13 protein-coding genes and 2 pseudogenes are annotated in these 13,970 nt (G+C 53.9%); 9 read left to right on the forward strand and 6 right to left on the reverse strand.

Going from position 1 to position 13,970, the window contains the following annotated elements:
- Positions 1-487: 487 nt before the first annotated feature.
- Complete coding sequence (locus MAF45_RS06215; protein WP_237978693.1) at positions 488-730, reverse strand: hypothetical protein; 243 nt, start codon at positions 728-730, stop codon at positions 488-490.
- A gap of 1,101 nt (positions 731-1,831) precedes the next feature.
- Between MAF45_RS06215 and MAF45_RS06220 the strand changes: the two genes are divergently transcribed.
- Positions 1,832-2,611: a peptidyl-prolyl cis-trans isomerase gene (locus MAF45_RS06220; RefSeq protein WP_237978694.1), complete on the forward strand. Its 780-nt coding sequence runs from the start codon at positions 1,832-1,834 to the stop codon at positions 2,609-2,611.
- 173 nt (positions 2,612-2,784) lie between these two features.
- Positions 2,785-3,564, forward strand: coding sequence for a peptidylprolyl isomerase (locus MAF45_RS06225; protein WP_237978695.1), 780 nt, complete (start codon positions 2,785-2,787; stop codon positions 3,562-3,564).
- 67 nt (positions 3,565-3,631) lie between these two features.
- Here the strand turns inward: MAF45_RS06225 and MAF45_RS06230 are convergent, their stop codons facing one another.
- The gene (locus MAF45_RS06230; protein ID WP_237978696.1) at positions 3,632-4,114 is read right to left on the reverse strand and encodes a GNAT family N-acetyltransferase; all 483 of its coding nucleotides are present in this window, start codon (positions 4,112-4,114) and stop codon (positions 3,632-3,634) included.
- 80 nt (positions 4,115-4,194) lie between these two features.
- Here MAF45_RS06230 and MAF45_RS06235 point away from each other — a divergent pair, with 80 nt between their 5' ends.
- On the forward strand, positions 4,195-4,941 hold the full coding sequence (locus tag MAF45_RS06235) for a class I SAM-dependent methyltransferase (protein ID WP_237978697.1): 747 nt from the start codon (positions 4,195-4,197) through the stop codon (positions 4,939-4,941).
- A 57-nt stretch (positions 4,942-4,998) separates the two neighbouring features.
- Here the strand turns inward: MAF45_RS06235 and MAF45_RS06240 are convergent, their stop codons facing one another.
- Positions 4,999-6,240, reverse strand: coding sequence for a DNA-processing protein DprA (locus MAF45_RS06240; RefSeq protein ID WP_237978698.1), 1,242 nt, complete (start codon positions 6,238-6,240; stop codon positions 4,999-5,001).
- Positions 6,241-6,362: 122 nt separating this feature from the next.
- On the opposite strand from MAF45_RS06240, the gene iadA reads away from it, so the two are divergent.
- Positions 6,363-7,505 carry a beta-aspartyl-peptidase gene (gene iadA, locus MAF45_RS06245; RefSeq protein ID WP_237978699.1) on the forward strand — a complete coding sequence of 381 codons (1,143 nt, stop codon included), beginning with the start codon at positions 6,363-6,365 and terminating at the stop codon, positions 7,503-7,505.
- 3 nt (positions 7,506-7,508) lie between these two features.
- Complete coding sequence (locus MAF45_RS06250) at positions 7,509-7,781, forward strand: type II toxin-antitoxin system RelB/DinJ family antitoxin (protein WP_237978700.1); 273 nt, start codon at positions 7,509-7,511, stop codon at positions 7,779-7,781.
- Between the two features lie 97 nt (positions 7,782-7,878).
- Here the strand turns inward: MAF45_RS06250 and MAF45_RS06255 are convergent, their stop codons facing one another.
- Both MAF45_RS06255 and MAF45_RS06260 read right to left on the reverse strand, forming a co-directional pair.
- Positions 7,879-8,094, reverse strand: a complete 216-nt coding sequence (locus MAF45_RS06255; protein WP_237978701.1) for a TOBE domain-containing protein — start codon at positions 8,092-8,094, stop codon at positions 7,879-7,881.
- A gap of 36 nt (positions 8,095-8,130) precedes the next feature.
- Complete coding sequence (locus MAF45_RS06260) at positions 8,131-9,834, reverse strand: IS1634 family transposase (RefSeq protein ID WP_237978702.1); 1,704 nt, start codon at positions 9,832-9,834, stop codon at positions 8,131-8,133.
- 206 nt (positions 9,835-10,040) lie between these two features.
- Between MAF45_RS06260 and recT the strand changes: the two are divergent.
- From recT to MAF45_RS06280, 4 genes and pseudogenes are all read left to right on the forward strand, one after another.
- Positions 10,041-10,772: pseudogene (gene recT, locus MAF45_RS06265) on the forward strand (recombination protein RecT).
- 107 nt (positions 10,773-10,879) lie between these two features.
- Positions 10,880-11,203, forward strand: coding sequence for a DUF3310 domain-containing protein (locus MAF45_RS06270; RefSeq protein ID WP_237978703.1), 324 nt, complete (start codon positions 10,880-10,882; stop codon positions 11,201-11,203).
- Positions 11,204-11,231: 28 nt separating this feature from the next.
- Entirely contained in the window at positions 11,232-11,474 is a 243-nt protein-coding gene (locus tag MAF45_RS06275; RefSeq protein ID WP_237978704.1) for a helix-turn-helix transcriptional regulator, read from the forward strand.
- Positions 11,475-11,670: 196 nt separating this feature from the next.
- A complete protein-coding gene (locus tag MAF45_RS06280) occupies positions 11,671-12,582 on the forward strand; it encodes an HAD family hydrolase (protein WP_237978705.1) in 912 nt (303 codons plus the stop codon).
- On the opposite strand, the pseudogene MAF45_RS06285 reads toward MAF45_RS06280, so the two are convergent.
- Positions 12,575-13,111 (reverse strand): annotated as a pseudogene (locus tag MAF45_RS06285) (Arm DNA-binding domain-containing protein); the annotation flags it as partial. The gene MAF45_RS06280 and the pseudogene MAF45_RS06285 sit on opposite strands and share 8 nt — an antisense overlap.
- Positions 13,112-13,970: the final 859 nt, after the last annotated feature.

Genomic DNA, 13,970 nt, shown 5'->3' on the forward strand with positions numbered 1-13,970 from the left:
CTCGGAGAGCTACGGGAAAAACAGTGCAGTCGCGTTTAGGCGGTTATTTAAAATAACACGATTTAACAAAAGATAACACTTTTTAGAGTTATCTTTGCATTTTTACTTATTTGTGCCGATTTCGTCGCCTCTCTTAGCCTCTCTTAAGAAGCGAGTCCCGGAGTCCAGGAAGCCGGGTTTGTCTCTGCCAAATCCCGAGCGCGAGAATTGCAGCTTTCAATTGTTTCGCAGCGTGCGGGAGAAAAAATCAAATCTAATGCCGCCCTGAAATCCGAAGTCTGGAATTGGGCTAAGAAAGGTGGATTACGGGACCGGCTATTCGAGGGGATTCGTGTTTGGCCTAGCGCTCTGGAGGTCGAGCCGGAGGCGATCGTGCATGAGCAGCATGAATAGGCGGCTGAAGCCCCTGACTGAAACGCGCTGGGCGGCAGAATAGATTGACGGGAATGGGGAGGCCATTTGCCGGAGCTGATCTGCCGCGCTCTTGTCAAGAGCCTGCCTGACTTCCAGTCCGGGCTTCCATCAGGATCTTCATCGCGTTGAAAGCCCAGTTCTCATCGATAACAGCCTGGCCATTGTCGCCAAACCCGGGGTAGTGCGCCTTGAGATCTTCAAGGATCCTTCGATAAGTTCCGTCATCGAATGGCGCTTTTCCTATGGTCTCGCTCTCGCCGAGAACTTCAAGGTAATCGTCTCCGCTTTGGGGATGAACAAAACAGATCCGCTTCATGCCCTAGATTCGTTCGTGCAGGTTGAGAAATGCGACGCACTTAACAATTTCGACCACGCGGTCGTCCAGCCCCGCCTGAGGATCATCATTTTTTCTAGGAGAGAACAAGGCCTAACGCCTAAAACAACCGGGGTCAATGCCTTGTCGTTTGAGGGGTTAAGGTCTCGTACGTTTGACATTGGATTTGGTGTTCTTGTTCTGAACGACGACGGTACATGTCAGAAGTCATAGAACTCGAAGTTAGACAGGGCAAGTCTGGTTGCAAGAATTTATACAACTATGATTATGCCTGATGGAAAGTCTCGTAATTCTCAAAAGAAGCCCGAAAATAAGTGTTCTTTGAGAAATTATTCTCGGAATGTACCTACCTATTGGTCAACATAAGATTAGTTATGTTGAATTTCGCGGCAGGTGAGCGCCTCTTCCCGCCCCGGTGCTTTTAAAGCCTGTGAGTGATGAACTATTCGCTGCCGGAGTTTTTGAAACCCTTTATTTCGATGCTGATGATATATTCAAATTCCAATTGAGGATTTAGATTTGCTTAAATGGAATTGTTTCTTCGTGATCTCAGGAAGCTGATGAATGCAGATGCGATTTTTTTTGTCAAAATTACTCGTGCAAAGCACGAGTAATCTGTCGGCATTGTTTTTTTTATTTGATGAGATTCGGATTGATCCCGAGGCTGTACTAAGTTCGATATAGTCCGGCCATGTTTTCTTGTTTTATTCACCTTGTTCGTTCAGGAAAAAAGATTTCGATGAAAATGCAAAATTAAAATTGCGAATTAAAAATAAATAAAATGAACCCTCCGCTTTTCTTTGCGTTTTCGAAGTCGTGGATTCGCGATTAAGTTTTGGGCGTACGGAAAAGAATTTCAAGTGGAAGTAGTAGTTTAAATAAATCGTACAACATATTATTTATATTTAATTTTAATAAAATAAGCATAAAGTCTTTTTTAACTCACAGAAGTCGGAGGACCAGTATGACAATTGGTGACAGTTTTAACGGCACCCGGCTCTTCCCTTTTCAAGTTTCAACGGCTTACAATCCACTGAATCTTTTGGTTCTGACCGCCTGCGTGCGGCTCTTTAAGGACGAACAATGAAAGTGAAGACTTTTGCCGTTGCGGTTGCTGCTGTTTTAGCCGCAGCTTCTGCTCAGGCTGCTGTCAAGGATTTTACGGTCAATGGCGTTGCGGTGAAGGCCGCTCAGCAGGAAGCCATCCTCCAGCGGCTCGTACAGCAGGGGGCAAAACGTGATGCGAAGCTCGAGGATACTGTAAAGCGTGATCTTGTTACGCAGATCGCTCTGCAGCAGGCTGCGATTAAATCCGGAGTGGACAAGGAGCAGCAGGTTCAGGCTGCCATCAACAACGCCCGCACCAATATCATTACGGACGCTTTTATCTCGAAGTATCTCCAGGCGAATCCGCCGTCAGAGGCTGATGCTCGAAAAATCTACGACCACGACAAGGCCGCCTACGGTCCGACGGAGTACCACCTTCGCCATTTCACGACGCGCACCCAGGCCGAAGCTCAGAAAGCTCTTGACCGCGTCAAAACCGGCGAGGCTTTTGACAAGGTGGCTTCCGAAGTCACCCTGGATCAGGGCTCCAAGGCCCGCGGCGGCGACATCGGCTGGCATTCTCCAGTGACCGTGTTTCCTTCCGTCGGTAGCCAGATCGCTTCGGTCAAGGCCGGCCAGACTGTGAGCGCCCCGATCGCGATCCCCGGCGGCTTTGATGTGTTCCAGGTTGTTGCGACCCGCCCTGCCCATTTCCCGGAATTTGACAAGGTGAAGAATCAGTACATGCGCTCGGCCGCCCGCTTGAAGGCCAATGAGTACATTAAGAGCATCGCTGACAAGGCTGTCGTGAAGTAACGCCTGGCTTTAAATAAAGTCAGCGAAAAGCCGATGACCGGTGCAGTCCCCGGAAAGTGCCAGAACTTCCGGGGACAGTTTTGTTTTTGGACACAACACCGGCGCTTATTTCAGTCTTCAAAGAGTTAGAATCCTCACTCCTTCGAGCTACTTTGATTTGTAAAGGGTCTCTGATGAATTTCAACCTGCTTGTGCCAGCGATCATCGCTGTTGCGACTGCCTGCGGAACCGCCAGCGCCGCGGTCAAGGATTTCACTGTGAACGGCGTCCGCGTTACGGCAGCCGAACAGGAACAGCTGATTAAAAATGCGGTTGCTCATGGACAGAAGCGCAGTTCTCAGCTTGAGGATGCGGTCAGGCGCAATCTCATCGCCCGGCGTGTTCTCAGCTCCGAAGCTAAAAAGACCGGGGTCGATAAACAGCCTCAGGTCACAGCAGCGCTTGAAAGCGCCAGGGAACAGATTCTGTCTGACGCTTACATCGCTTCCTACCTGAAGAAAAATCCTGTCACAAACGAAGAAATTAAGGCGGCCTACGACCGGCAGAAGTCCCAGTACGGCTCAACGGAGTACCGGCTCAACCACATCGCTGTCAAGACCCAGAACGATGCGAACAAGGCGGCCGAGCGCATCAGCAAGGGCGAGGCTTTCGCCAAGGTGGCCCGTTCGGTTTCCCTTGATCCCACCGTCTCGAGAAACGGCGGCGACATGGGATGGATCAATTCAGGCAGCCTTCCGGCCCAGATGCTCGAAAAGCTGGGCCAGATAAAGGGGAGCCAGACCCTTGTCGTAACGGGCCCGGCGGGCTTCGAGGTGATTCAGAACAAAGGCACCCGAAAGGCAAAGCCCTTCCCCAGCCTTGAAAAGGCCAGGCCCGAAATCCGCACTGCGCTGGAAGGCCAGAAGGCCAGCCGCCATATTGCGGACCTGGTGAAGAAAGCCGAAATCAAATGACATAGATTCCGCGCTTTGGCCGACGCCCCGCGTCTTTCGCAGATGCGGGGTTTTCTTTTGTTTGTTTTTAGAAAGTCACTCGCATCTGATGCCATTTGAAGCCGCCGTGGGTCGACTCCGACACTCCTTCGTCCTTGAAGCCGAACTTGGCGTAATACGGCACACGGAAATCACGGCACGTGAGAACAACGCCCTTCCGTCCCTCTTTCTTCGCTTCCTCAATGCAGCGGCGGATCAGCGTGCCGGCGTAGCCGCGCCTACGGTATTCAGGCCGGGTCGCAACTCCGAAAATCATCTGCCAGGCGCCATTGGGATTGTGCAGGCTAGCGTCGTGGTACATTCGGTCCTCAAGGTCCGGGGTGTCTGTTACCATGCCGTCGACGAAACTCACCAGGACGCTGTTTTCAAACAGCAGCCAGAAGTGGTCTGCGTAGTGCCTGAGCCTTTCTTCGAATTCCTGCCTGCTTGCAGCCTCCGAAGGCAGAAAGCAGGCCGATTCCGTATCGGCGATAATGGCAGCGTCCTTAACCGATGCCTTGCGAATTAACATCAGAATTGCTCTCCTCGATGTTCAAAAACGACTGGGGAGAATATCACAGGTGCGCTGGGATCAGCGCGGAGCTGCAGAGAATGGATCAGTCATTGATGGCCCGCTACTGGACGGAAGACTCCAGCAACTACGAGAAAGTGGTTCGTGCTGAGCTGGAAGGCTGGCAGAGCCTTGTCTGGAAGAGGCTTTTGTGTGAACTTCTGCCGAAATCCGCCCGTACGGCTCTGGACTTTGGTTGCGGCCCGGGGTTCTTTTCCTTCCTTCTGTGCGAACTGGGGCTCGAGGTCACAGCGATTGACTGTTCTGCCGGGATGCTCGAAAAGGCCAGGCAGCTTTCCAGCAGACTGAAGCGCCCTGCGACGTTTATCCAGACGGATATAGAAACGGCTTCCTTTCCGAACTCGGCTTTTGATGTCATCGTAAGCCGCAATGTGACCTGGACCCTGCCCAGGCCCGAATCGGTATACAGAAAATGCCTGGAATTTCTGAAACCCGGCGGAAGGCTTCTTGTCTTCGACGCCAACTGGAATCTTCCGCTTTTCGATCCGGGCCTCGCTGCGCGGTGCAAGGCGAGGGAAGAAGCCTGCATCAGGCAGTACGGAAGCACCTTTGACGGGGGGGCGATGACCCTCTCACTTGACCTTAGCTCTCTTCCTCTTTCCTCCAAAGTCCGGCCGGCCTGGGATCTCGAAACGCTGCCGCGCCTCGGGTTCACCCGTGTTCGCGCGCTGCCCGGCCTGATCGATCGGCTGTGGTCGGATAAAGAAAAGCTGCTCTACGGTGAAACGCCGCTGTTCGGAGTCGTGGCGGAAAAGCCCGCCGAATGAACGCCCGCCGCGGCTGGGAAAAGAGGCCTGTTCTAACCGCCCGTTCGATCCGGCCGCTTACCGGGGCTGGGAGTATCCGACTTTCTCGATGATCACTCCTATGACCGGGTCTATACGGCCTTCGGCAATGAGTTCAGAGATAACGGTTTTTAAAACCGCACCTCCCGTCATGCCTTCCGTCGCGGCAAGCTCTGCGACCTCCCGCCGGAGCGCATCCAGTTTCAAAAGGAGAACAGGGTCGGTGATTTCCGCCGGAGGGTTCGCGCCGGGAGCCTGCGCGCCAGGTTCCGGAGGCACTTCCTCGTATTGGCCGGGCTTGTGTGCTGCCGGCGCAGCCGGGGCCGGCGGCGGGCCCTGGACGAAGTTGTGAAAGTCAACCACACCGCGGAATTCGGGAATAGGCTGCATATCCATGTCGATTAATTCAGCCAGCGCCGGATTTGGAGCCTGGGAATCCCAGTAAAAAAGGCGCATGCCTTCGTACTTGCCGAGGAGCTCTTCGGCGGCAAGCCAGGCGCTGTCCTCTTCACTGTCGGCGTTGACAAGCAGCGCGCAGTCCCCCAAAGCCATAGCCGTCCGCTCGATGTCCTGCTCTGATATATCTTCATCCGGTGTCTCCGGCGGATAGGGAGAGACGATGGCAAGCCGCCCCGAATCGAGCAGCTTTTTCCAAGACGGGTTCGAGTCGTAATTGTCGAGAGCTTTCGCCGGCACCTGGCAGGCGAGTCCCCTGTTCTTCAGGGCGCTTCTCATGGCAGCCGCTTCGGCTCCGACCTTTCCGGTTGAGATCACGGTGATGTCCGAGCAGGCAGCAAGCTCCCCATGCTTAAGTCCCTGCTTTTCCCCGGAAGGATCCTTAGAGGCTTTTCCCGCCACCGCAAAACCGCCGCCCCGGACGATGTCGATGCTGCCGCCTCCCCAGATCACGGGCGGCGCATCCTCTTTCAGGTGAACCTTCAGCAGCCTGGGGTAGGCTTTGTCAGAGCGCGTAAGCACCCAAATGCCTTTGCTGCTCCAGACCCGCAGCGCCGCTTCAACCCTGGACGCACGCATTGAAAGAGCCTTCAGTCGCTCCTCGGAAAACAAATCCGAGCTGTCCCTGAAGAGCTGCGCGGCCCGGCGGCCGAGGAAATCGGCAGGGCTTGCCTCCATGACCTGAAGTCTGCCAGCGAGCAGCCCGTACTCTTCCGCCGAAAGCGGCTCCGCCTCCGAGGGGGAATCTCGGTCATCGGGGAACGCCGCCGTTAAGGCAAGAATGGCCTGGGAGTTCGGGGTAAGACTTCCGTTCAAGGATGACATGGTTTCGGAACAATTGATAGCGGTGAAATTAGGAGTTAGTTTAAGGCATGGCCGAATGATCAGTTTTGCTTCATCCCGTTAGAATTCACAAGACCGCATTTGTTGTTCACTGGAGATTCTTTATGGCGCTCATTATCCGCAATGCTCATGTTTATGCCCCGGCTGATCTCGGAACGGCCGATGTGCTGATGGCCGGGGGCCGGATCCTTGCAGTTGGCCGGGATCTGTCCGTGTCGCTGCCGAACCTTGAAGAGATCGACGCTTCCGGAAAGATCCTCACTCCTGGCTTCTTCGATCAGCATATCCACGTGAACGGCGGAGGCGGTGAAGGCGGCTTTGTCTCCCGCTGCCCCGAGCTCAACCTCTCGGAGCTGATCGCCGTGGGTACGACCTCGATTGTCGGCGTGTGCGGCACGGACTTCATCTCGCGCTCCATCGAAAATCTGCTCGCCAAGGTCCGCGCGCTCGCCATCGAAGGAGTGAGCGCCTGGATGTACACGAGCAACTACCGCTTCCCCGGCACCTCCATGTCCCAGAGCGTCGCGAAGGACATGTTCCTCGTGCCGGAATGCCTGGGCGTCAAGATCGCGCTGGGCGACCACCGCTCCTCTTTCCCGCGGCCCGATGAAGTGCTGCACCTGCTCTCCGACATTCGCCTCACCGGCATGATCACCGGCAAGGGCGGCGTGCTTCACGTCCACATGGGCGACATTCCCGGCATCTTTGAAATGTTCATCAAATTCCAGGAGGGTGGCTTCCCGATCCAGCACATCCGCCCCACCCACTGCTCGAGAAAGCGCGACATCTATGAGAGCTCGCTCAAGTTCGCGAAAAAAGGCGGCTATGTCGACTACACGGCCGGTTTCTCCTGCAATGGCAGCACGGCCAATGACATCCTCGAAGCCATTGACTCGGGAGTCGATCCCACGCATATCACCATGTCGACTGACGGCCATGGCTCAATGCCGCGCTTCAACGACAAAGGTGAAATGGTGGGGCTCACCACGGGCGGCGTCGGCGGACTGCTCGACACGATCCGCGATCTGATCGCCAACCACAGCGTGCCGGTAGAAAAGGCCCTCATTTTCAATACGACCAATGTCGCGGACGCCCTGAGCCTCAAGGATCAAGGTAGGATTGAAGAAGGCGCCTGCGCCAACGCCTGCCTCTTCAATGACTCCTGGGAGCTGCAGGAAGTGGTGTCCAAGGGCCGCGTCATGATGCGCGGAGGCAAAGTCGTTGTAAAAGGCACTTTTGAGGAATGAGACATGGCCGAAAAACTTCCCTTCACCGTCAACATTGACAAAGACCTCAAGGAAAAAGCTGAAGCCTTACTGTCTCAATTCGGCCTGACGCTCGACGCCGCAGTGAACTCCTTTCTGGCCAAAATGGTTTCCAAGAACTCTCTGCCGCTGGACATCGGCGCCCTGACTTCGGTGAGGGAAGATGAGGCGAAATTGTCTGATTCGGATCCTGAAAACTCTACAACGCTCACCCGGTCCGCCACCTCCATCCTTTCCTCCCTCAGGAAGAAGGATTGAGTGATCTAGCGGCATGCATGTACGCGAAACCCCGCCGCCTTCTCCCGAAAGCGGCGGGGCTGGATGCTTTCTGACAGGCTTCAAAAAGGTTCAGCCGTTAGTCGACGGCGACCATCACGGAGGAAGCCTTGATGACGGCGTAAGCGGTCTTGCCTTCCTTCAGGCCAAGGTTCTTGGCGGAAGTCGTGGTGATGGAGGAAACGATTTTCTCACCGGCCTCGGTCTCGAGGGTGACTTCGGTGGAAACCGGGCCTTCCTTCATGGAAATAATCCTGCCCTTGATGCAGTTGCGAGCGGAAAGTTGGTTCTTCAAGGAATCCTGAAAGTCGTCTAAAGAAACCACGAAAACTCAGTGAGTGATTCCCAGCATTTCAAGCAGCAGCTCGTCCCGCCGAATGGATTCCGTGCTCCAGCGCTGAGCGCCTCTGGGTGTCTGGACGGTCGTCGTTTCAACACAATCAAACCACTCCAGAATTTGAACCAGGGAGTGCGCCTCAAGCCAGCGCTTGAGGCTGCGCTCCAGCTCGAGTTGCGACTGTGTCTTTGATGCGGCTTCTCTGCCGAGTTTTTCCTTCGCGGCATCAATGGCCTTCGTCAGGAAGCAGTGATAGCCGAGCGCTACGAACTGGCAGAAGAGCCTGCCTTTGAGGCTGTCCGGGAACCACACGCGAGGTCGCCTGCCGTCAAGCGAGTTCTTCTGCACATCAAACATCTCCTCGATTTTCTCCCTCTCCCGGTACATTCTCAGAGCTTCGTCGGCATTTTTGACCTCGTTCGAAACGAGCACGAAGAAGCCGAAGTACTTCCTGGCCTGCCTGAAGGCGTCTTCGTTAAACGAGACCTTGAGCGCGCCTCCCCGGCCGACACGGCTGCAGATGAGAAATTTTTCGGCTTTTCTCCTGCCTGCTTCGCTCAAAGGGTCTCCCGCCTCAACCGTGCGCTTAAGTTCGAGCAGATCATCAATTAAATTCTGTTCGTCCCTGCCGATGTTGTCCCGATTGTAGAAGACATGAACATACAGACGGCGCTCAAACTCTTCCGTTTCACCGGCGGCAAAGCCGCCGCGTGTGCGCTGCCGGACCACAGAAAGCCGGTGCATGCGGCGGCGGGTGACGCCGCTCACCTTTTGATCGAAGGAGCACACGGCTTCAAGTCTGCCCACCTCTTCCCGGGCGGCGTCGATTTCTTCTCGCACCCAGGAGACACTTGAGCGGATGAGCGTCAGGAACTTCATGTTGCTGCGGGCGAATTCGGCCATATTGCTCTGGCTGCAGAAGCCGTTGTCCGTCACTACGACGGGCCTGGCCAGCGGAAGGCAGTTGATCTGCCTGAGGGTGTTTTGGATCGAAATGACATCGGGAATGTTACCGGGCTGTTTTGCAAAAGCGATCGGCTGCCTGTCCGACGTCGAGTACAGAGTCAGCAGCTTGATGGTGTTGAGTCCGTCCCGGTCTTTGTTGAAGCCTTGTCTTGCTTTGGTCTGGTTGTGGCTGTAGGTCGAAATCGTGGTCGAGTCGAAGGCAATGCAGGGGTTGGTGCTGAGGCATGCCGCCCGCTGCGAGAAATACTTCTGCTGACCGTCCTCATGGACTCCCACGTCGTGGAAGAGTTTTCCGTAAACGTCTTCGCTCAACCCGGGAGCATAAGGAGTCGGGTGGTTGATCTGCCAGGACTCGATGCGGGGCATCGGAGCTCCGTCGGTGGCGACCAGGTAGCGCGCGACCGTGTCAATTTTTTGAGCGGCGGGCTCTCCGAAACTCATCCGCAGCTGATCGGAAATTCCGGTCTGCCGCGAGACCCACTCCAGAAGATCCGTCGTGCCGGTGCACTGCCTTGAAGTCTTAGACGAGGCCTTTTTAATCGATTTTTTCCTTGTCGACCTGATTTTCCCCGTTTCTGGATCAAGAATTCCCAGCAAAGTTGTTTTAATCGTCCTGGTCTTGCGGGTTTGTGGATCGTACTGCGTCTGGCGTTCGTAAACGTAGACGTCCCCATTGGGGCGGGTAATGCGGCGGGTGCCGATGTGGATTTTTCCCGTAAAAGGACGCGGCATGGCGATCTCCTATAATGTGTTCATATTGTATTATAGAAACACTAAATAAGTCAAGAAAAAACCGGCGAGATTTCAATTATTTCGACGGTTCCCCAGACTGATATCTGGCGATTTTATGCGGGCATTACACGACTTTCAGGATCGCAACAAAGTTCACAAAGACAAGCACATCCCAAGTTTTCAGAATTTTTTAAAAGGAAAGAAAAATGACATCAACACTGGAGCAAGTCAAGGAATCCCTCGGCGCCAAAGTGCCTGCCGCGAGCGTCACAAAGGTCATGCACTCAAAAAACCCTGTGGTCGACATGCTCGTCTCGCCGAAGTTCAAGGCACAGATGCAGCTGGCCCTACCGAAGACGCTCACGGCAGAGCGCCTCACCCGCATCTTTCTGACTGAGTTTCGCAAGACGCCCGCACTGCTCAACTGCGACCAAAAATCGCTGTTCGGCGCAATCCTCCAGTGCACCTCACTCGGCCTCGAGTCGGGCGGCGCCCTCGGGCACTGCTATCTGCTGCCCTACGGACGCACCTGCCAGTTGATCATCGGCTACCGCGGCATGATCGACCTGGCTCGTCGATCCGGGCAGATCATCTCGCTCTACGCATATGTTGTTCATGAGAAAGACGAGTTCAGCTACAAGCTGGGGCTCTACCCGGACATCGAACACGTGCCGTCCAGCGAAGCAGACCCCGGTCCTGTCACGCACGTCTATGCAGTTGCGAAGCTCAAGGATGGTGGCGTTCAGTTCGAGGTCATGAGCCGCGCCGAGATCGAGGCCGTTCGCGCTCGCTCAAAGGCCGGTCGTAGCGGCCCGCGGGTGACCGACTGAGACGCGATGGCGAAGAAAACAGTGATCAGGAGATTGTTCAAATACCTGCCGGTCAGCATCGAGGCCGCCAGGGCGACAGAGATTGACGAGCGCTCTGAGCGCGGCTAACCGGTGACCGAGCAGGGCTGGATCGATGCGGCATTTGAAGAGACTGGAAGCGCTCCGGCACCGGTCGTTGAGCAAGCCGCCTCAGAAACTGCTGCCAAAGCCTTGCCATGAGCAACGTGAATCATCCCGATCATTACGCCTGCTACCCGATCGAGCCGATCGTCATCTGCCGGTGGCTTGGCTTCGATCTCGGGAATGTAGTGAAGTACCTCGCGCGAGCGCACTACAAAGGCCGCGAGCTCGAGGATTGCCAAAAGGCCCTATGGTATCTCGAGGACGCGATGCAATCAGGGGCAGCTCCGCGAGAGATCCCCCGGCAAGCCGCGGAAGGGCTGAGGCTCCTCGCGAGCCTCTGCGAGACGACGGGCGCGGGAGATGCTCTGAGGCTGATCGCCGCAAACGATCTGCCGGGCTCCCGTGCGGCCGTGTAGCATGTCATTGAACAGCTGGAGTCACACGATGAAAGTCCTCTATAAAAGAAACGATGTGTATGTCGCCCAGGGCATCACCTTCGAGCGCATGTTCTCTCCGCAGCAGGTCTGTCTCATTTTGGGCGTCTGCCGCAACACGCTGTACAACTGGACAAAGGATCTGCCGGGCTTTCCACAGCCGGTGAGAGTCACGTCCAGGACGCTTCGATACAGAGCTTCGGATATTGAGAGTTTTTTGGGCCGAAACAAAGAAGAAGGAGGAGGAGCCTGAAGCCTGAGCTATTCCAGTATTTATTGGTAAACTGATCCTGTGTTGAAATTAGAGGCTAAAAGCATGGGGAACATTGTTGCCACTTTTAGGTGTCTTTTGTTGAGATCCCGCTGGCGATCGTTTCGTCAGTTTTTGGCATCAGGTTCTTGGCGATCAGCGTCATGAATATGAACAAGCAACACTACGGAGAAACGACATGAGCGATGTCATTGCCACAGTCTGGGATTTTGACAAGACCTTGATCCCTGGCTACATGCAGGCCCCGATATTTGAACGTTTTAAATTTGACGGGAAACAGTTTTGGTCTGAAAACAATGCAGAAATAAAAAATTATGAAAAACAAGGTCTTACCATCAATCACGACACTTATTACCTCAACAAATTCATTCGCATGAGCCAGCCTGGGCAGCCCTTTGATGGGCTCAACAACGCTCTCCTTAAAGAACTCGGCAAACAGTTGCAGTTTTATGAAGGCACTCTAGATCTTTTCAAGAAGGTATGCAGCTACAACGACAAAGAACGCTACAAAGAATTCGGCATCCGCTTTGAAAACTACATCGTCAGCACAGGCTTCAAGCGCATGATCGAAGGCTCCGAGATTGCCTGCTTCGTCAAGAAAATTTGGGGCGCAGAACTGATCGACAGCAAAGGCGCTGACGGGAAAACCCGGCTAGCCGAAGTCGCTTACAGCTTGGACAACACCACGAAGACACGGGCTCTTTTTGAAATCAACAAAGGTGTCGGCATTATTGAAGGAGCCAATATCGACGTCAACTCTAAAATTCCCTTGGAAAAGCGCCGCGTCCAGTTCTGCAACATGATCTACGTTGCTGACGGTCCAAGCGACGTCCCAGCTTTTTCCGTCATCAATCAAAAGCGCGGCTCGACACTCGCCGTTTATCCAAAGGGCGATATGAAAGCTTTTCGGCAGGTAGATCGGCTTCGGAAGGATGGACGGGTTCAGATGATTGCAGAAGCTGACTACCAAGAAGGCTCCGGCGCAAATCTCTGGCTGACGACGCAGCTCGAAGAACAAGCTGATGCCATCATCAAGCAGAAACGATCTCCCTATGAGCAGGGCCCTGGAACCCCGGGGCATCTCATCTGATGCCGTAAAGCAAAGCCTCGGAGTGGGATTCCCTCTGGGCTAGGCAATGCTGTGCAGGTTCGGAGCTTCGCCGTAAAATGTCTCTGGCGGTGAGAGCTGTGGCGGGTGCGCTCTCAATGAACGGGCCAATCGCCCTGCGGATGTCTTGATCCGTCAGCTTGGAGATGTGCAGCGCCGCGAGGACCGGAAGGATGACGCGATTCACGACATACCTGCGGGCCTTCCTGGTGGATTCCGCCATGGGTGCAGCATCCATCCACTCATTGATCTCGTCAGCAATGGAGTGCTCAGCCTTCTTTCGGAGAGCGGCCGCCTTCTTCTCACGAGCCGGAGACTTGCCCTCCTGCAGACAGCGCTTGGCATCCAGAAGCTTCTCTCTCGCTTGAGCGTGAGTCACGACCGGGTAGAGCCCGAGAGTCACCGTCTCCTGGCGTCCCGCGAACAGATAGTTGTATCGAAACGACCGTGCGCCGGTCTTCGACACGTAGACATAGAGGCCGACTCGATCTGAAACCCGGTAGGGCTTTTCTTTCGCTTCAAGCTTTTCAGCTTGTTATCAGTCAGCATGTGAACTCCCTCATCATGGCATGGTGCCATGACCAGGGACTTCAGTTCCATGACACCATTTCAGCTCAATCCCATGACAAGATTTTATTCCACGCTTGATGCCACTAAAAATTGGTTGTTTGGGCTTCTTTCCCAGTCTCTCTCGTTGTGGGATCTTGGGGTAAAAAAATAGAGGAAGCTTTCTAAAAATCAGCGATTTAGCCTCGAAAGCCTCCTCTTACCTAGCTATAAATGTAGGATTTTTCCGTCATTCCCACTCATTGGTAAATACGGATAAATATACGTGTTTATTCATATGTTTGCGCAAGAACGGTAACGCAGAGCCATCCTGAAAACCATACAACACCATAAATACTTCTAAAGAGGTATCCACCCTGTTAAAACAGGTTCAGCCCTGAACCTGTTCCTTTGCAAATTGTTTTTCAGTTCATCTCTATTGAATTCATCAAATTGACGGGCGCGTCAAATTGAATTATTCATAATAATTCAATTGATCAGTTGAGTTGAATTGATTTCTATACAAGGCCAGTTAAGAGCAACTCATTTTTTTTGAAAATGGCAAAAAGCTGCAACAAATAGAACTATAAGAAAAGCAAGTCCGGCTATTCCAGAAATGGTATAAGTTGAATCTACTTTATTTCCACTAAAGCCAAAATAGATTAAAGCACCATTTGAGTATATTTGCGGAACTAATAACGTGAAATCCGCAAAATTTATACTGTGTAGGTCAGATTGATGGCCTTGGCACACCCACGCGGTCAAATATCTGCAGCTGCTTCTGCGTGATTTCGGAGAGCCGGGGAGTGATGCCTTCCCCGGAG

It is taken from the genome of Mesosutterella porci (assembly GCF_022134585.1).
Classification (GTDB): Bacteria; Pseudomonadota; Gammaproteobacteria; order Burkholderiales; family Burkholderiaceae_F; genus Mesosutterella; species Mesosutterella porci.